This is a genomic window from Campylobacter rectus (assembly GCF_004803795.1).
Lineage (GTDB): Bacteria > Campylobacterota > Campylobacteria > Campylobacterales > Campylobacteraceae > Campylobacter_A > Campylobacter_A rectus.
Genome location: NZ_CP012543.1, coordinates 362,554 through 381,222, shown reverse-complemented (window position 1 = coordinate 381,222; position 18,669 = coordinate 362,554). Strand labels below are relative to the sequence as shown.

General features: G+C 43.8%; 19 protein-coding genes and 1 tRNA gene. 1 reads left to right on the top strand and 19 read right to left on the bottom strand.

All coding sequences use genetic code 11. The features are described from left to right. Positions 1-285: 285 nt before the first annotated feature. The 19 genes from CRECT_RS01920 to CRECT_RS01830 all read right to left on the bottom strand — a co-directional run bounded on the left by CRECT_RS01920 (position 286) and on the right by CRECT_RS01830 (position 17,613). On the bottom strand, positions 286-495 hold the full coding sequence (locus tag CRECT_RS01920; protein WP_004318694.1) for a DUF4006 family protein: 210 nt from the start codon (positions 493-495) through the stop codon (positions 286-288). Next, positions 496-1,356, bottom strand: a complete 861-nt coding sequence (locus CRECT_RS01915) for a c-type cytochrome (RefSeq protein ID WP_004318678.1) — start codon at positions 1,354-1,356, stop codon at positions 496-498. Beyond that, positions 1,356-1,568, bottom strand: coding sequence for a cytochrome c oxidase, cbb3-type, CcoQ subunit (locus tag CRECT_RS01910; RefSeq protein WP_004318668.1), 213 nt, complete (start codon positions 1,566-1,568; stop codon positions 1,356-1,358). The genes CRECT_RS01915 and CRECT_RS01910 overlap by 1 nt, the downstream gene beginning before the upstream one ends. A gap of 8 nt (positions 1,569-1,576) precedes the next feature. After that, entirely contained in the window at positions 1,577-2,242 is a 666-nt protein-coding gene (gene ccoO / locus CRECT_RS01905) for a cytochrome-c oxidase, cbb3-type subunit II (RefSeq protein WP_004318706.1), read from the bottom strand. After that, positions 2,235-3,716: a cytochrome-c oxidase, cbb3-type subunit I gene (gene ccoN / locus CRECT_RS01900; protein WP_004318824.1), complete on the bottom strand. Its 1,482-nt coding sequence runs from the start codon at positions 3,714-3,716 to the stop codon at positions 2,235-2,237. Before ccoN ends, ccoO begins: the two co-directional genes overlap by 8 nt. 98 nt (positions 3,717-3,814) lie before the next feature. Further along, a complete protein-coding gene (locus tag CRECT_RS01895) occupies positions 3,815-4,492 on the bottom strand; it encodes a response regulator transcription factor (protein WP_004318762.1) in 678 nt (225 codons plus the stop codon). Continuing rightward, on the bottom strand, positions 4,479-5,708 hold the full coding sequence (locus CRECT_RS01890; protein WP_004318784.1) for a PAS domain-containing sensor histidine kinase: 1,230 nt from the start codon (positions 5,706-5,708) through the stop codon (positions 4,479-4,481). The genes CRECT_RS01895 and CRECT_RS01890 overlap by 14 nt, the downstream gene beginning before the upstream one ends. Then, positions 5,701-6,372 carry a sulfite exporter TauE/SafE family protein gene (locus CRECT_RS01885; protein WP_004318792.1) on the bottom strand — a complete coding sequence of 224 codons (672 nt, stop codon included), beginning with the start codon at positions 6,370-6,372 and terminating at the stop codon, positions 5,701-5,703. Before CRECT_RS01885 ends, CRECT_RS01890 begins: the two co-directional genes overlap by 8 nt. A gap of 68 nt (positions 6,373-6,440) precedes the next feature. Next, the gene (gene carA, locus CRECT_RS01880) at positions 6,441-7,559 is read right to left on the bottom strand and encodes a glutamine-hydrolyzing carbamoyl-phosphate synthase small subunit (RefSeq protein WP_004318716.1); all 1,119 of its coding nucleotides are present in this window, start codon (positions 7,557-7,559) and stop codon (positions 6,441-6,443) included. Continuing rightward, positions 7,556-8,107, bottom strand: a complete 552-nt coding sequence (locus tag CRECT_RS01875) for a DUF507 family protein (RefSeq protein WP_004318780.1) — start codon at positions 8,105-8,107, stop codon at positions 7,556-7,558. Before CRECT_RS01875 ends, carA begins: the two co-directional genes overlap by 4 nt. 980 nt (positions 8,108-9,087) lie before the next feature. Continuing rightward, positions 9,088-9,717 (bottom strand): MotE family protein, encoded by a 630-nt coding sequence (locus CRECT_RS01870; RefSeq protein ID WP_004318742.1) that lies wholly within the window; start codon positions 9,715-9,717, stop codon positions 9,088-9,090. 17 nt (positions 9,718-9,734) lie between these two features. Beyond that, positions 9,735-10,742: a DNA adenine methylase gene (locus CRECT_RS01865; protein ID WP_004318815.1), complete on the bottom strand. Its 1,008-nt coding sequence runs from the start codon at positions 10,740-10,742 to the stop codon at positions 9,735-9,737. Next, positions 10,742-11,866, bottom strand: a complete 1,125-nt coding sequence (locus CRECT_RS01860; RefSeq protein ID WP_004318841.1) for a hypothetical protein — start codon at positions 11,864-11,866, stop codon at positions 10,742-10,744. Before CRECT_RS01860 ends, CRECT_RS01865 begins: the two co-directional genes overlap by 1 nt. Continuing rightward, complete coding sequence (locus CRECT_RS01855) at positions 11,866-12,648, bottom strand: DNA methyltransferase (protein ID WP_004318673.1); 783 nt, start codon at positions 12,646-12,648, stop codon at positions 11,866-11,868. Before CRECT_RS01855 ends, CRECT_RS01860 begins: the two co-directional genes overlap by 1 nt. Beyond that, on the bottom strand, positions 12,635-13,063 hold the full coding sequence (locus CRECT_RS01850; protein ID WP_004318847.1) for a flagellar export protein FliJ: 429 nt from the start codon (positions 13,061-13,063) through the stop codon (positions 12,635-12,637). Before CRECT_RS01850 ends, CRECT_RS01855 begins: the two co-directional genes overlap by 14 nt. A gap of 1 nt (position 13,064) precedes the next feature. Next, entirely contained in the window at positions 13,065-14,315 is a 1,251-nt protein-coding gene (locus CRECT_RS01845; RefSeq protein ID WP_004318759.1) for an adenylosuccinate synthase, read from the bottom strand. Then, positions 14,312-15,181: an ATP phosphoribosyltransferase regulatory subunit gene (locus CRECT_RS01840; RefSeq protein WP_004318842.1), complete on the bottom strand. Its 870-nt coding sequence runs from the start codon at positions 15,179-15,181 to the stop codon at positions 14,312-14,314. The genes CRECT_RS01845 and CRECT_RS01840 overlap by 4 nt, the downstream gene beginning before the upstream one ends. Continuing rightward, complete coding sequence (locus tag CRECT_RS01835) at positions 15,178-17,370, bottom strand: PAS domain S-box protein (RefSeq protein ID WP_004318782.1); 2,193 nt, start codon at positions 17,368-17,370, stop codon at positions 15,178-15,180. The genes CRECT_RS01840 and CRECT_RS01835 overlap by 4 nt, the downstream gene beginning before the upstream one ends. A gap of 145 nt (positions 17,371-17,515) precedes the next feature. Beyond that, a tRNA-Sec gene (locus CRECT_RS01830) sits at positions 17,516-17,613 on the bottom strand. 90 nt (positions 17,614-17,703) lie between these two features. On the opposite strand from CRECT_RS01830, the gene CRECT_RS01825 reads away from it, so the two are divergent. Next, positions 17,704-18,312 (top strand): BON domain-containing protein, encoded by a 609-nt coding sequence (locus tag CRECT_RS01825; protein WP_004318727.1) that lies wholly within the window; start codon positions 17,704-17,706, stop codon positions 18,310-18,312. The last annotated feature ends 357 nt before the right edge of the window (positions 18,313-18,669 follow it).

Genomic DNA, 18,669 nt, shown 5'->3' with positions numbered 1-18,669 from the left:
AATATTTCCGAATTTAACGACCCGTAAAAAAACCGACGCAATTAAATTTAAACGAGTAAAATTTAAAAATTTCATCGGCAAGATCATACTTTTTCGCGCAAAAAGCAAAACGCACCGCTTAAATTTAAGCGAAAAATTTGAAAAAGAGCGGCCGAGTCTCCGCTCCTTGATTTATCAAATTTCATCCGACGAAAAGGTGATTTGGCGTCAAAACCGCCCACGCCGCGATGACGGCAGACGCGATGAGACCCGCGACGATGATTTTTTCTAAAACCGCTTGCATACTCACTCCTTTACGCGCACTTGTTTGGCGTTATCCGCGCTTTTCATCCTTAGCTCGGATGCGTTTAGCGTGTAGGGCTTTTGCGCGACCTCTTGCTGGAGCTTAATAGCAAAATACGTGAGCGTCGCCAAAATCGCCAGTAGCAACACAGTCGCGATGAGCATCCCCGTCACGCCGTGCAGTCCAAAGACGTTTCTATCGGTGTTTTCCATTTATTCTCCTTTCGAGAGCGAGATGACGTATTCGCCGACCGCTTTTTGTTGCAAAGCATTTAGTCTGCCGTCGTTAAATTTAGGCATTGCGCCGATGTCGCCCTTTTTGCCGCGCTGCAAAACATCCTCTACAAAGGACGCCGTGCCGTATTTAGAGAGGTCCGGGCTCATACCCTCCATACCCTTGCCGTCCTCGCCGTGGCAGGCTGCGCAAGCCGCAAACAGCTCCTTGCCGCTCGCAACCAGATTTTCGTTTTTAGTCTTTTTTATACCGGAAATTTCCTTAGCGATGTAAGCCGCGATCGCCTTTGCGCCCTCTTCGTCCGCCATACCCGCAGGCATCTCGCCCATCGGATAGTCTAGTCCTTTAGAGCCCTTTAGGATCGCATCTACGATGCCCTCTTCGCTCCCCCAGAGCGCCAAATCGGCCGCCTTGCCGCCTATGCCGTCGCCCGTGATGCCGTGGCAGGCCGAGCACTGCACCAAAAATACGCTCTCTCCCATCGCGTGAAGCGTCTTGATGTCGGGGTTTGCGAAGCGTTTTTCAAATTTAGCGTTCGCAGCGGCGACCTCTTCGTTATATTCGCCGATTTGCGAGTAGGAGTTTAGCGGGTAGCCTGCGAGCATATACCACAAAGCCCAAACTATAACTAACGCATACACGATCGCCCAGCCAAGCGGCAAAGGGTTTTTATACTCGCCTATACCGTCCCAGACGTACTCGTCCAGCTCTCCGCCCTCTTTTGCGATTTTCATCTGCTTTACGTATTTGCCCGTCACGAAAGCCGTTAGCGCAAAGATAGCGAGCGCGCCGATGAGAGCTAGTAAATTTACATTGTCTTCAAGGTTAAACCATTGCATTACTTTTCCTTTTTAGCATTGTCGCTAGACTCTAAAATTTCTTCATCGATGCCGTCTTTTAAAGCGAGATCGGAGTATTTTTCGTAGTTTCGCCTGCCGCTTCGCTCGGACTTGTAAAGATGAAAATAATATCCGTAAAGAAGTGCCACCGCAACTACCACGAATGCGAAAAATCCGTAGCCTTGGATTTCTCTTAGAGTCTGCGCGTCCATAAATTTGCCTATTTTAAGCTATTCATATAGGCGATGAGCGCCACTATCTCGCGGATCTCGCCGCGTCCGAATGCCTCTTTGACCTCTTTGTCTTTCATCTCCGCTACGATAGCCGCGGCTTCTTCTTTAACGATCGCCTGCGCTTCCTCGTAGGTGCCGAGCTTTGGCATACCCTCTACGTCATACGGCACGCCGAATACTTTCTTCGTCGTTACGGCTTCGCCGTAGGCCGTATCGATGTCGGCGTTGTTGCTAAAGTGATGCTTGTATGCCGGCATTATGGAGCCGGGCACCACGGAGGTCGGGTCTTTCATATGATTTTCATGCCAGTCGGTGGTGCGGTAGTTGCCCACGCGCTTTAGATCGGGGCCCGTTCTTTTCGATCCCCAAAGGTGCGGACGATCGAACGCATATTCGCCGCTAAGCGAATACATACCGTATCTGTCGGTCTCCGCCTTAAACGGACGGATCATCTGGGTGTGGCAGGCATTACAGCTATCTTTCATATAAATATGTTTACCGGCAAGTTGTAAAACCGTAAGCGGCTTAGTGCCTTCAAGCGGTCTGGCTCTATTTGCGAAGTCGGGTAAAATTTCAACTATACCCGCGTAAGCGATAAATATAAAAACAGTAACCGCGAAAAAGAAAGGATTTTTCTCTAACCAACTAAACATTTGCCGCCTCCTTTACGCCAGCAGGGCTCGCATTTAGCGGCTCTTTCGCCAAAGGCTTAGCCGACATGGATTTGTAGATATTATAAACGAAGATAAAAAATCCGAGCAGATAAAGCAGTCCGCCTACGGCTCTAATCCAATAATAAGGCACGATCGCTATAACGGTATCGATAAAAGTATAGGCCAAAGTGCCGTATTCGTCGGTAGCGCGCCACATCATACCCTGCGTGATGCCTGCGATCCACATAGAGGCGAAATACAGCACAATGCCGATAGTCTGTATCCAAAACTGCGCTTCCATTAGGTATTTGGAGTAAATTTCACGCTTAAACACGCGCGGCGTCATATGATAAAGCGCCGCCATCGTCATAAAGCCGACCCAGCCCAGCGTGCCGTCGTGCACGTGTCCGGGCACCCAGTCAGTAAAGTGCGCGAGAGCATTTACGGACTTGATAGAAAGTATCGGCCCCTCAAGCGTAGAAAACATATAAAACGTAGATCCTAAAATCATAAATTTAATGAGAGGATTTTCTCTAAGCTGCACCCACTCGCCCTTCATCGTCAGAAGTATATTTATCGCCGAGCCCCAGGAAGGCAAGATAAGCACGATAGAAAAGACCGAGCCCATCGTCTGCATCCAGTCCGGTATCGCGGCGTAAATGAGATGGTGTCCGCCCGCCCAAAGATACAAAAACATAAGACTCCAAAACGAGAAAATCGAAAGTTTGTAAGAAAATATAGGCTGGCCGCTCTCTTTGGGCAGAAAATAATAAATTTGAGCTATGATAGGCACGGTAAAGACGAATGCCACGGCGTTATGCCCGTACCACCACTGCACCAGCGCGTCATTTGCTCCCGCATACATCGAGACCGAGTGCCACCAGTTGCCGTATCCCGAAACCAGCTTGGTCGGCACGGCCATGTTGTTAAAAAGATAAAGCATCGCGATACCTAAAAACGTCGCGATAAAATACCAAACCGATATATAAAGCGTCCTCTCGCGGCGAATGCCGATAAGCCCGAATATACCGACGCCCCAAAGCACCCAAAGCACGACCACGCCGATATCTAGCGGCCACTCTAGCTCTGCGTATTCTTTGGATGTGCTAACGCCCGCAAAAAGGCTAAACACACCGCCAGCCATCACCAGCATATATATCCAAAAGTGCAGCTTACCCACAACCATCAAAAACGGCGACTCGCTCATCGAGACCTTTAAGACCCTCTGACCTATGTAGTACCATGTCGCAAATACGCCCGAGAGCATAAATCCAAATATCACGCCGGCCGTATGCAGCGGTCTTAGGCGGCCGAAAATACCGTATTCGCCCGCTAGGTAGTTTAGCTCGGGATAAGCCATCTGAAAGGCTATTAGCACGCCTATAGCCATACCGACTATCCCAAACAGTATCGTCGCGAACATAAAATACTTGGCGACCGTGTAGTCGTAGCTTAGCGCCCTGTCTAGTCGCATCGATATCCTCCTTTGTTTATTTTGTTACGAAAATGTTATTTTATATAAAATAAAATATAAATATTCTTAATCGGATTAAATTTGTGTGATTTTAGAATTTACTTCTTTAGTTCGATTTTGTAGCCTAGACCAGGTGAGTTTTTGATGAGCCCTGCGCCCACTTTATCGCGTATTCGCTTGATGAAAGTCCTAACGGCGGGGTCGTTTACCTTTTCGCCAAACCACACCACGTTTCTTATTTCTTCGGTTAAAACCAGCGTGCCGATGCGTTTAACCAAAAGCGAGATAAAGGCCAGCTCTTTTTTGGTTAGCGCTATCTCGACGCCATTTTTTACGAGCACTTTTTTGGTTTGATTAAACGAATATCCGCCCGAAATCTCGATGATATCGGCGCCTATGATTTTGGTTTTTACGATCTGCTCCAGCACGACGAAAAGCTCGTCCATATCGATAGGCTTGATCACGTATTTGTCGATGCCCACGTCGATCGCTTTTAGCAATCTCTCTTTTTCGCTATACGCACTTAGAATGATAACGGGCGTATTTTTCGAGACCTCTTTTATCTGTTTTGACATCTCAAGGCCGTCCATGATAGGCATCATAATGTCGGCGATCACGATATCCGGGCTAAATTTTTTAAATTTCTTAAGCCCCTCGTCGCCGTTTGAAGCCGATATGACCTTTTGAAACATGCCGCTAAAAACCTCTTGCATCGACTCTCTTATACTATCCTCATCCTCGACTAGCAGCAACGTAAGCTCTTTAAAATTTTTCATCTTCCCCTCCTTTTAGCGGTAGTTTTATTTCAAATTCCGCTCCAAATTTTACGTTTCTAGCGCTTGCGCTTCCGCCGTGATTTTTGGCTATGGTTTTTAGCATATATAGCCCGATACCGGTGCCTGCGCTTGGGTGCTTGGTGGTAAAATAAGGCTCAAAAATCTTGTCCATTATCTCCTCTTTTATGCCGCCCGCGTTATCCGTTACTCTTATGATAGCAAATTTATCCTTTTTTTCTAACATTAGCGTTACTTTTTTATCGTCTTTTTTATTTGCGAGCGCGTCTTTAGCGTTTGAAAGTAGTATAATCACGGCCTGACAAAGCTGCGACTCAAAGCCGTAAATTTGACCATCGCTTTTTAGCTCTAAATTTACGTCGATTCCCTCTTTTTCGTAGGTTCCCTGCACCATTTTCAGCGCATTTTCTACCGCGGACGAAATGGAGAAAATTTCTCTCTCGCGCTCGACGCTAAAAAAGTTTCTAAAATTCTCGATCGTCTGCGACATACTCTTTATCACGCGCTTTGCATGCTCGTAACCGGTCTCGAATTTTTCGTTTGATTTTACGCTCTCTTTTAGCTTAAAAAGCGTAATGCTAAGCTCGTTTAGCGGCTGGCGCCACTGATGGGCGATATTTGCTATCATCTCGCCCATCGAGGCTAGACGCGACTGCAAAAATAACATTTTGGTTTTTTCCTCGTTTTTCTTGATCTCGGCTTTTACCAAATTTTCCAGATTTTGATTTAAATTAACAAGCTCGGCCGTCTGCTCGGCGACCCTGTTTTCGAGATTTTCGTTTAAATTTAACAGCTCTTTTTTCGTCTTTTTAAGCTCGTTGTTTAGGTTTATCACGTCCGTCACGTCATGCCTGATTGCTACAAACTCCTCAATCTGTCCGTGTAAATTTAAAATCGGTATAACGGTCGTGTTTAGATAGACGTCGCGACCGTCTTTCGTGCGGTTTCTTATCGTGCCTTTATGCACTTTTTTAGCTAAAATCGTCTCCCAAAGTCGGGCAAAAACCTCCTTTGGCACCTCCGGATGGCGCACGATGTTGTGATTTGCGCCGATTAGCTCCTCTCGCGAAAAGCCCGACATCTTGCAAAATTCGTCATTTACGAAGGTGATAATACCGTTTATATCGGTCTTTGAGACGATATTGCTGGCCTCGATAGCTTCTTGATACTGTCTAAAACGCTCTTTGATGTTATCCATTGCTTGCCGTAAATCCTATAAAAGATAGATAAATTCCATAAATTATTATCGCCGCGCCGCTTAAATTTAGTGCGTGTTTTTTAAATTTTTCGCTCGTGGTCTTTAAAACCAGCGCGTAAAAACTCATCGCAAAAAAACTAACCGCGCCAAAAGTTGCCGCTATAAGAGCGCCTTTTGCGCCGCTGCCGCTAGCTATGGCTAAAGCCAAAAAATAATAAACCACCCCGCACGGCAGCAGTCCGTTTAAAAACCCGAGCGTCAAAAACCCGAGCACGCTATTTTTGGCGATCGCGGCTTTCATTTTTTCGTTCAAAATTTTAGATAAAAATACGTTTTTTTCGATAAAATTTAGAACTTTTCCGCGCTTGATCAAAGCCGCTCCCAAAACCGCCATAAAAATGCCGATAGCGAAAAAGACGTAGCCGCGCGCCGCAAGAGACAGCGTAAAAACGCCGCCCAGCGACCCGAAAATAAAGCCTAGAAGTATATAAGCGCAAATCCTAGCCAGGTGATATCCCGCGATAACGGCAAGGCTAAATTTTTTACCTTTGCCGCTCAAAAACCGCGAAAGCAGCAAGGCAAATCCGCCGCACATCCCGATGCAGTGGCCTACCGAGCTAAGCGCCGCGACGCTTAAAATCGAAATAAATTCGGCGCTATTCATCAAATTTTACCCGCGCTTCGCCCAAATTCGACTTGCAAATTTAACTCAAATTCGACCGCGACTAGCAACTATAAAATTTCTAAAAATTGTTTAAAGATATACTTGCTCTCGCTCGGCCCGCCGCTAGCCTCGGGGTGATGCTGTACCGAAAATACGGGATAGTCTTTGTATCTCACGCCCTCGATCGTGCCGTCGAAAAGATTTCTATGCGTGATATCTGCGACCTGCGCGATAGCCTCGGGGATATTATAGTTGTGATTTTGCGCCGTTATCTCGACTGCCTTGGTATGCAAATTTAAAACGGGATGATTCGCGCCGTGCTGACCGAATTTTAGCTTGTAAGTCTCAAAGCCGAACGCGTTGCTAAGCAGCTGATGCCCGAGGCAGATGCCAAAAATCGGTACTCGCGCCTTAATCAGCTTTTTTATCTGAGCGATCTCGTTTTTTAGGGCTTTTGGCTCGCCGGGGCCGTTTGAGAGAAACACACCGTTTATCTCGCCTTTGTTAAATTTAGCGATAAGCTCCTCCGCCTCGATGTCGTGCGGGTAAATTTGCGTCTGCAGCCCCATCTCGCAAAGCTCGTTTAGGATGTTTCGCTTTACGCCGTAGTCGATGACAGCGATCTTTTTGCCGTTTGGTTTTAGCTGGGCGTAGGATTTGCTCGTATGATCCCAGGCGCCTCTTTCGTGAGCGTAAATTTTCTCCGTGCTCACCTTTGCGACGTAGTTTATCTCTGAGATTCTAGGCGAGCTTTCAAGCAGCTTTTTTAGCTCCTTTTCGTCTGAAATTTCAGTCGAGATCACCGCGTGTAGCGCGCCGTTATCGCGCAACATCTTGGTTAAAAATCTAGTATCGATATCGTAAACGCCGAATTTGCCTTGCTCTTTAAAAAACTCCTCCAGGTTTTTTTGCGAGCGGAAATTTGAAGGAGCGGCGTTAAAATCCCTCATCAAAACGCCGCTAGCGTGGATTTTCGCGCTCTCCATATCGTCTTCGTTTGCGCCCACTATGCCGATCTCAGGCATGGTAAAAACGATAAACTGCCCCGCATAACTAGGATCGCTTATGATCTCCTGGTAGCCCGTTAGACTCGTGTTAAATACCATTTCGCCGCTAGCCGTACCGCTTGCGCCAAAGGCCTTTGCCTGCAAAAAAACGCCGTTTTCAAGGTAAATATAAGCTCTCACAACATGCCTCTTTTTCTTAATTCGTCCTCATAGAGCCGCTCAAATACGATGTCGTACTCCTCAGTGCCCGGAATCAGCTTGCGCTTGTAGCCCTCGATCTTGTCGATGACCACGTCTTGTAAAATTTCATAAGTTTTTAGATACTCTTCGATCGAGCCGTAGATGATGTTTTTGATACGGTTTTCGGAGACCGTGTAGTCGATGAGTCCCTTTTTCCAAGCGCTTTCAAGCACGAGGTGAGCGACGTTGCTAAAGCGGTCCTCGTAAGCTAGGATCACGCCGTACTCTTTAGCGAGCTTCTTTTTTACGAGCCAAAACATATTTTTTCTATCGACTTGCATACTCTCCATATCGTCTTCGTTCTCGGTTAGCACCTCGTTTACGCGCTCTTCCAGAGCCTTTTCTTTTTGTAAATCGTTATCTAAAATTTCTTTCGCGCATGCCGCTACGGGCTCTACTCCGCGCGTTAAATTTACAAATCCGGACTTTAATAAATCAATAGCGATTTTGTGTGCGATATAGGGCGTGTGTGGGAGTTTTATACGCATTTTTACCTCTCTTTTTGGGTTTGATTTTAACCAAAATTTGGTAAGAAATACCTAAAAGCGCGCGGCGTTTTTAGGTTTTGTCGGGCTTTTAGGCGTGCTTGCGGTCATCAAAATTTGAAACTAAATTTTATGCGTAGATAAAAATACTTTTAGCGTTTTTAAGATTTGGCGCGAACTAAATTTAGGCTTTGGCGTTAAATTTTGATGCCTCAAAAGGAAATTTTAATTTTATGTCGCTTGCCAGGCGTCCAAAGCGGTATGTTAAATTTGATTTTACTTTACCGAGCAAATAGCGAGCATCGAATTTAGTCGCTATAAAACGGCGAATTTCGCGGCTTCAAATCCCGCTTCGAGCCGCTACAAATCCGCCCAAAACCTCAGCCAAAAGCGCTCTGCAAATTTGAGCGCGAGCCGATTTTAGGTTCAAATTTGCTACGAATATTAAATTTATCTTTCGAATTACCTGCGCAAATTTAACTCGATCGCTTAAAATTTAGGCCCAAGATAAGTTAAAAACTTCCAAAAGGAGTTTTTCTCAAAGAGAGTGCGTCTTATCGGTAGCAAACAAAGCACGGTTAAGCACAAGAGCTACGACTCGCGTTGCTACTGCGAGCAGAGAGGGATACGCTAAACAAAATTTAAAGGAATCTTCTCAAGCGTAGCGACGGTAGCGACCGCAGGGAAGCTAAGCAAAGAGAATTTCTTGCTTTATCTTAAAAGAGTGTGAATTTAGATATAATGATAAAACAAGCGAATCACTCACGAAGTGATGTTTCTATAAAAAAGCTCTATCATATTGTGCTAAAATTGATAAGAGGTCTTATAAGTAGCAACGCAAGTCGCAGCTAAAAATCCTATTAACTTATCTTGAGCCAAATTTAATACAAATTTTAGCTCGCTGATCCGTCCGTAAAATTTAACCGCGCTAGCTAAATTTAGGTCAAAATTTAAACACCGAGCGAATTTATCCGGGTTTTAAATCACAAATTTAACAGATTTCCCGCGGGGCCGTCGGGCGAGGTCGGAGAGACTTCCTGCGTTACGTTTTTTTCGGCCTTTATAAAGGGCGGGCCTTGCTTGATTAAAAGCGTGATTTCAGACGCTGCAGCAGGCTCCATTTTGGCCATTATCGCAGAGATTTTTTTAGGACTTAGCGAGTACATGATGCTAGCCGCATCCGCCCTATCCATCGCGCTTAGAACGTCGGCGGCGGCTTGATCTTTCATCTTGCCGTAGGTCTCGCCGACCTTGTCGCTAGTCATCGTTTTTAGCTCTTTTAGAATTTCGCCATTTTTCTTTAGTAGCTGCTCGGTCTGCCTTTTTTCCTCTTGCGCGCGGGCTAGAGTCGCGTTTATCTCGGCCTCTTTGGCGGCCAGTTTGGCGTTTCGCTCCTCAAAAAGCGCCGCCGAACTCGCCCGAAAAGCCTCCAAGCTCTGCCTTGCCTCATCAAGTCTTGCGATCTCTTTTTTTATCTCGTCTTTTCTAGCTTCAAAGATCGAAACGCAGTCCACGGGGATCTTAAAGCCGCTTTGGCTCGCGCTTTGGGCGTTCGCGCCGTCTGCGCCCCAAACGCATAAATTTAAAGTTAGTAAAATCAAAAAAATTTTCAAAATTTATCCTCTTGCTTTCAGTTTATTTTTTCCAAAACATGCAAATATTCAAACGTAGAATCGGCCTTATGCTTACGATTTTCGCTTTTATCGGCTTTAAACCTTTGATATTCTTTTTTTACTAAATTATACTTGCCGTATTTGAGTAAAATTTTGCGAATTTGATACTCATTCATCAGTCCTTCATTGTTGTAACTTAAAAAGATATATTTAAAATTTGCATTTTTTATTAAATTTTCAAATTCAGTTGCAACACCGTTTTTTGAACAATATTTCGAGCGCATATAGTTTCGCAATCCAGTCTTGCCCTTTGGCGTAAATTTATCATAAAGTGCTATGGTGTTCAATAAGTGGTAGTTTGCGCCATATTGCCGAGCATTATAAGGCGGATCTAAATACAAAATATCGCCGGCAATTTCTCTTATCAGTTTATTTGCATCCATCTGATAAACATCGTGGACATTGTCATTTATCTCAAATTTAGCTGCTTCCAAAACCAATGGCTTTAAGGCAGATGCTTTGATATTTTTTAGAAACGCTCCATAAACTGATGCAGTATTTGCGACTTTGTCTGCGCTTTCTATAAGCGAAGCCAACAAAAAATAGTAAATTTCATCGGTCATTTTTCCGATTTTATGCCATCTTTCTATTTCCTGCCTGACAGTATCTATTTTTTTGCCGTTTTCATCGCTAAAGTATTGGCGACCAGAACCGCTGCCAAAGCAGTAGTTCTTGTAAATAAACCCGTCTTCAACGGGTTTAAGATCGTTTAATTCATTTATCAAATCGTCCGTTTGTCTTAAAATTTTATGATTACTGATGTAGTTTTTATTTAAGACATAACTATAGGGCTCTATATCGTTTGCGATGACTTTTTTCACGCTTGCTTTAAAAGTCCGCCCGACTATACCGGTGCCCGCAAAGATATCGCAGAAGATTTTTTGCGATAAATCATTGCCAACAACTTTGCAAATCTCGTCTCTTATCCAGCTTGAGAGTTTAAATTTAGAGCCGATGTAGTTCATTAATATACGATTTTACTAAAATTTATACTATTATTCTCAATAGTGAATTCTATGTATTTTAAGTTGATATTGTTTATGGCATTAAAATTTTGAAATTCAGCTATTAGGTTACTGAAATATTGAGAATTTTTATCTAAGATTTGTCTAGAAATCAATACTGGCACCAAATCAGATTGACGATTTGGCAGATAATATTGTCTAATCCAATCAACATATCTTTGAATTTGATGGGTTATACCCAGATAAGCTTCGCTTGATTTTAATTCAATAGGCATACAAACTCTATTTATTCCATTTATTTTTGACAGCATAATATCGATACGTTGCATGCCAACACCGCATGAGACTTCATTTCCTATCCATTCTATCCATTCAAAACCCGAATTAAAAATTTGCTCTATATTCTGTAAAATGTAAGCCTGCAGATGAGTCTCAAACTGATGCCCTTTTTCGTATTTTGCCAAAAGTCTCGGCAAGATATTTATACTTCCAAATCTCCCATCGTAAGAATTACTTTGCGGAATTTGAATGATTTGTTGAGAGTATGAATCAAAACTAAAATTTTGTCCGCCAAGTGGAACATAATAATTTTTTTCTCTAATAAGCTGATATAGCCGCTCAAATTCATAAATAGTTATCATCGTATTTCCACGATTGCCTTTTAATTTCCTATATATCAAGCTCCAAAGCATTTGATTTGGCGAACAAATATTTTTTATCTCGTCAAGCGCCTCCCATTCAGTAACGCCATCTGCATAAACTTCCAAAGGTTCAATTAAGATTCTAAATGTGAGTGATTTTTGTAATTCATTTATTAAAAATTGTCCGCCATCATTATTATCTAAAAAGCCAAGGCTTCTTACTCTAAAAATACCATAAAATTTGCCCTCATATATACCTTTAGAATAATCTTGCTGTAAATAAAAAACAACATTATCGCCAATGCGAATTCTGCTTATATCTGCAATCATTCCAAGCAAATTATTTTCAGTCGCATAGTGTAAATTTGTAGTGCCAACACTATTAAAATCTATAAAATTATTTCCAGCCCCAGTTCCGGCAAACATATATTCCAAATGATATTTAAAGGTATTGTTATCAACTATAAAAACATGTGTTGTCATCAAAACTCCTTTTTAAAAACCAAAATATATTCGTGCTTAAAAATATAATAATCGTTTTTTAACGCACGATACCGCCAAATTCCGCTCGTGCCTAGTTTGCCGCGATTACCTTCGATATTTTTTACGACTATACCTTTTAACTTGACTTTAAAATTTCTCTTTATCATATCCATACAGTAAAAGCTAAGCGGCAAAATTTCGCTATTTTTATAAATATCGCCGATCACTACAGCAAAATAACGATTTTTGTCCAAAAATTTTAAAGAATTTTCACAGACAAGCTTAAATTTTTTTACAAATTCATTTATATTGTCACATCTAGATAGGTCGTTTTCGTCATCCGTAAATTTAACGATATCCATATAAGGCGGATGCATCAGGACGAATTGTACATTTTTAATACCCATATTTTCAAAATTTTTATCAACACTTTGGGCATTCATCGAATCACACTCAGCTATAAAAAAATCACTAAAATTCGAGTTTTGCATACTTTGGCGCACATAATCCAACATCAATGGATTTATATCAAAACCGATATATTTTCGATCCAAATTTTCGCACTCAAACAGCGTCGTGCCGCTACCCATAAAAGGCTCAAACACAAATTCGCCCCTTTTGGTATATCGGCGCAGGAGTTGATTTGGGATCTGCGGGATAAAATTACCGTGATAGATGTTTTTATGTTTACCGCTTTTATCGCGCTCTGCGATAAACCAAAGACTATCGGTATTTATGTCGCAGTTTTTCCAGTCACTCAAATCCAAATCATTGATCCGCATTTTTTTGCCTAGTAAAATTCATCGTCGCAAACTCGTCCAGAGCCGCCGCTTCGGCCTTTTTTATCTTTTCTATTTGCGCGCTAAAGTCCTGCGTTTGCAGGTATTTTATCTTTTCATACTCTAGATTGGCTGCCTTGTGCTGCCGCTCGAGATGCGCGATGTTTTTTTTCATTAGCTCCAGCCGCTCGGTTAGCAGATTCTTTTCTCGCCGCATCGCACCAAGAAGCTCCAGCGAACCTCGCAGATCGATCGCAGAGCCGCTTGATGGCATTTCAAATTTTGAAATTTGCTCGGCGGCCTGCGCTATGAAGCCCTCTATCATCGCGGCTTCGTTTCTGGTTCTTGCCAAATTTAGCTCGATTTTGTCTAAATTTCGCTTTTTTATATTTACGATTTGCGTAAATTTGCTTTTCATCTTAACGAACTATCGTGTCTTCGCGCTCCGGGCTAGTAGATACTATGCCGACCTTTACGCCCGTGATCTCCTCGATGCGTTTGATAAAAGCCTTGGCATTTGCGGGTAGATCGTCAAATTTGCGCACCCCTTCTACCTTATCCCAGCCCTCAAGCTCCTCGTAAACCGGTTTTACGCCCTCCAAATCGCTTGGGAAATACTCGATTATCTTGCCGTTTTTCTCGTAGGCTTTGCAGATTTTTACCTTTTTAAAGCCGTCTAAAACGTCAAGCTTCATCAGCGCAAATTTATCCACGCCGTCAAGCCTCGCTGCGTATCTCACTCCGACTGCGTCAAACCAACCCGTGCGGCGCGGTCTGCCAGTCGTAGCGCCGTATTCGCGTCCGATATCGCGTATCTTTTCGCCGTCCTCGCCCATATCCTCGGTCGGGAAAGTGCCGTTGCCAACGCGCGTGGTGTAGGCTTTGATGATGCCGATTACGTCGCCGACGTTTTTAGGGCTTAGTCCGATACCGCTGCAGCTGCCTGCGGTTACGGTGTTTGAGCTGGTTACGAAAGGATACGTGCCGTGATCGATGTCTAGCAGCGTGCCCTGCGCACCCTCGAGTAAAATTTTCTTATCCGCGTCTATGGCTTCCCACACCATATGCGTGGTATCTACGATAAATTTACCCAGCGCAGCCTCGTAGCTCTTTAGCTCGCCCAAAAGCTCCTCGCGCGCAGGCGCTTTGACGCCCAAAACGTCTAAAAACGCTTTATTTGCCGCAAAATCGGCTAAGATCGCGTCGCAAAGCTTTTCGGGATTTTTTAGCTCCCCTACGCGGTGTCCGCTGCGGCTGATTTTGTCGCTATACGCAGGCCCTATGCCCTTGCCGGTCGTGCCGATAGCGTGTGCGCCTTTGGCCTTTTCTTTGGCTTGGTCGATTTGCGCGTGATAAGGCAAATTTAAATGCGCCTTGTCGCTGATAAATAACCGCCCCGAGACGTCTCCAAACTGCTTTAGTTCTTCGATTATCGCGGCCGGACAGAGCACAACGCCGTTGCCGATGATGTTGATTATATTTTTATGAAGTATGCCCGAAGGAACCTGATGCAGCGCGATTTTCTTACCCTCCACGACGATCGTGTGGCCCGCGTTGTGCCCGCCTTGGCACCTGCACACCATATCGTAGTCGCCGCTTAGCAGATCTACGATCTTGCCCTTGCCTTCGTCTCCCCACTGCACGCCCACTATCACGTCAGCCTTGCTCATACTCTCTCCTTTTGATCTAAATTTTCGATTAACGCGTCGGTATATACGCCAAATCCGCTGCTTTTGATGCCCTCTATCTCGTAGTTGCCGCCGCCGCTTAGCACGGCGTTGCCGCCTAAAAATCTAAAAAACAGCTTGTCATAATACCTCATCTTTGAATAATATAACGGAACAATTCTTAAATTTTCATATTTTACCGCCTGCGCCAGCTCTTTTATCTCAAGTAGCGCGGTTTTTATCTCGTCCGGAACCAGCGGCAAAATCTCGTCGATGCCCTCGACCGTATTTACGAAAGCCAGCCTTTTTAGCCACTCTTCGTTTTGATTTAGGATTTTTTCGATCTCGCCGTGCTCAAATATCGAAATAGGCAAATTTAGCAGCCTGCACACGATCTGCGGGATCGCGATATGGCTGATTTGCAGCACGGGCGCGAGGTCAAACGACTCAAAAAGCTCCTTTGCGATCTTGACGCTAGTAGCCAGATCGCTCTCGCCGATTAGCTCGGCGCCGATTTGATAAATTTCGGCGCTGGGATACTTAAAAACGGGCTGGATATAAAACCAGCGTTTAGGCTCGGTATCTTTTAGCCGTCTAAGTACGATGCGCACGACGTCTACGGTGCTATCGGCGCGCAGACTGATTTGATGATTTTCGTGATCGCTAAAGCGCACCAGAGCCGTGGGCTGCACGCTTAGATGCTGGTGATACGAGAAAAACGGCGTCACGATCTCGTGAAATCCGTTTTTTTCTAAAATTTCGCTCGCCGTGCGCTCGATCTTTCTTTTTAGTTTCGCGCTTTGTCCGAAATACAACCTCGTACCGCTCGGTATATCGTGCTCATAAACGTTCGCGTCAAATTCGCTCACTCTTGCTCCTTTGCTTTTGATTCGTCCGGTTTTGCCTCGGGCTCCTTCCACGGCAGCTCGTGAAACGCCGCCACGAAGTAGCTAGGTTTTGCGCCGCTATAAACGGCGACGATACTTAAGCGTTCAAGATAAATTTCGCCGTTTTTACGCTTGTTGTAAATTTCGCCGCTGTAAAAGCCGCTTTTTAGCAAGCTTTTCCACATATTTATGTAAAATTTAGCATCATGCACGCCTGATTTTAGTAAATTTGACGGTTTGCCGACGGCTTCGTCTTTAGTGTAGCCCGTTATTTTACAAAACGCCTCATTTGCCTCCAAAAATACGCCGTTTAATCCGACTATGGCGACACCCTCGTTCGCGTTTGCGAATAAATTCAAAATCGTATTTTTGTGCGCATCCTCTTTTTCGTCGGTTAGCCTTTTTAACACATTAGTGCCGGATTCAGAGCTCAAATTCGCCACCAGTTCGCTTTCGATAAAATACCCGATCACCTCGTCCACGGTTCTGCCGTCTTTCGAGATAAATTTGATAAATACGCTACAGTTTATGACCTCTAAATTTTTTCTTATCAGCCTGCAAGCTTGCAGTGACTCGTGACCTTTTTTGAGCGAAGCGGCGTTAAATAGGCTAAATTTAATATTAAATTCATTCGTAAGCCTACCCAGATCGTCAGGATGGATGACGTTTTTAAAGTCAAATTCGCTTGAAAATATCTCGCTTTTTTTGTATCCCAGCACGCGTTCGATATTGTCCGAGACGTTTGCTATCTCGCCTATGAGACGATCTTTCCAAACGATACTAAATAACGGCGAATACGCGGCTATCTCGTTTTGTTTTTGCGCGTTTTTCTTTAAGATATTGCTTTGCGTAACATCCTTCACGATGCAAAAACCGATCTTTTCACCGTTATTTAGCTCATAATTTTGCTTACTGATGCGCACCTGCCTTATCTCGCCGTTTGCCGTAAATTGGCTGGTTTCGTAAATTTGCACCTCGCCTTCTTGTTCTATTTTTACATCTATCAAATTTGACGCATTTAGCTGGGCTAAATTTTTTTGCCGTATCTCTTCCGAACTTAAGCCGTAAAACTCGAGCGCCTTTGCGCTAGCACGAGTTATCGCACCGCTTTTTGCGTCGATTAACAACAAGATAAAAGGACCTTTTTCAAACAAAAATCCGAATTTATGCGAATCATCTTCAAATTTCGCCTTTTTTGCGTTATAGTCGCCGTAAATTTGCACGATCCCGCCGACAATCTGCTCAAACTCTTCTATTTCGCAAAGCTTGGCGCATACTTTTAGCTCCTCGCCGCGTGCGGTTTTCGCGAGCAAATTTTTGATGGATAAAACGGGCTTTATGACGCTATTTTTGAAAAACTTAACGCAGTAAAACGTAAAAAAAGCGCCGACGATAAAAAACGCCGCGCAAAGGGTTAAAAAGAGCAAATTTTCTTTTATAAATTTACCCATAGGATAATAAGAAACCACGGCAAAGTCGATATCGGGAATCTTTTGAACGTAATAAATATCACTGCTTAAAGAGCCGAATTTTGCAATCTTTACCTCGCGGCTATCCAAATAATCAGCGCTCAAATCGTAAAGATCAAAGATGCTTTTATGTTCTAAAACCAGTTCGCTGTCTTGATGAAATAAAATTTTGCCGTTTTTATCTATCACGAATGATTTTACTCCGTATTCCTCGTGCTTGCGCGCAAACTCCTCGTAAATCGCCGTAAAACACACGAGTACGGCTAGAGTTTTGCCTCCTTTTATCTTTTTGGCGATAAATCTCGAGGGTGCATCGCCTTTGTTAAACATAAACTCAGACCTTAAAATTTTATCCGTCGGCTCGCTTTGCCAAGGCTTTGAGAGAAAAAAAGCGGAGTATTTGGAGCGCAAATTTTCATCGCTGGCAAACTCTATCTCGCCTTGCTCGTTTGCGATGAAAAAGGCCTTGTATTCAGGATTGTCTTTTAAAGAAAAATCAAAAATATCTTTTATGTTAAAATCGCGAGCGCCGATATATTTTTCGATGAGTTTTAGTTCGTTTCCCACGGCCAAAGCGCGCTCTTTGATGAAAAATTTAAAATAAGAATTCGCCGCATAAATGTCCTCTTTGACGCTTTCGAATTTTAAATTTAACCCAAAACTAGCCGCGCAGATCAGTGCAACGGCGGCGGAAAAAATCACCGCGTATATCTTGCCTAAAACGGTACGAGCGAGAGAAGATTTAGAAGCTGACGACTTAGCCAAAATAAAAACCTTAAATTAATTTAACATAAACGGCTTATTGTAGCTGAAATTTGCTTGTTTTAAGATAATAAATTTAGAAGTTTGGCGAGAGGATGAGAGAATCGAACTCCCCGCGAAGCGGTCAACCGCCCCGCCATCGGATTTGAAGTCCGCGAGCGCCACCAGATCGCTTTATCCTCCGCGTTTTTGGATGGTGAGCGCGATTATAGCAAATTTATATAAATTTTAGTTTGATTTTTATAGTATTTAGGCAAATTTTATAGGCCTGTGATGAAAAAGCTATTTGCGCGAATTTTTTTAAAAAACATTCTCATTTTTACGCCGATATTTTTCCTCGGCGGCTGCCTCGAACTCTTTACGACCGTGACGCCGCTAACGGGCATAAACATCTACGACGCCTACTCTATCAGCCAAGACGAGCGCGGCATATACTCGATAACAAAAGACAAATTTATAAAAACCAAAATCCAAACTAAAATTTTAGGCACGAGCGGGCTTAGCAACCTAAACCTGGACGTCGAGAGCTTTTACGGCGACGTGTATCTAATCGGCGTGGTGCCCGATGCCGAGCACAAAAACAAGCTAATAGAACTCGCCAAAAATACGAGCGGCGTGAGTAAAATCTACACGTATATTCGCTTCCCCGAAAACGGCGGCGAATGCGAAAGCAACCTCGCCATAATGCTAAATTTGAAAAACAGCCTTTTTAAAGATAGCATCATTAGCGGCACCAGCATAAGAGTTGGCGTTGTGCAGTGTAACGTCGTATTTACGGGCATCATCACCGATATCGAGCAGGAAAAACACGCGATCTGGTATGCCAAGCACATCGACGGCGTGAGAGACGTGTATTCGTTTTTGAAGGTTTTAAAGGAGTAGTTTTAACCTTTGTGGCGGCCTGTCTCGCAAGCGTCTTTAACGGAGCTGGTAAAATTTAGCTCAGCAGACTGCCTTTGCCTCGTTACACTCGCAACCGCAAAGCAAAAGTCCGGCCTACGCTAAATTTTTATGCAAGCAGTTGCGTCCATAAGGAAAGCAAATCCCTTCCTCGCTTTAGCGTTGTGAGCGCAGCGGAGTAAAAATCCATCTCGCAATACTTCGCCTTGACTCTTTGTGGTCAAATTTGAAATCAAATTTGTAAATTTCAGCTTCAAATTTTACCCGCCCAGACCCAAGTCTTGACGATGCTAAATTTGGCTTGGTTAAAATTCTACTCGCCTTTCAAACTACTTTAAT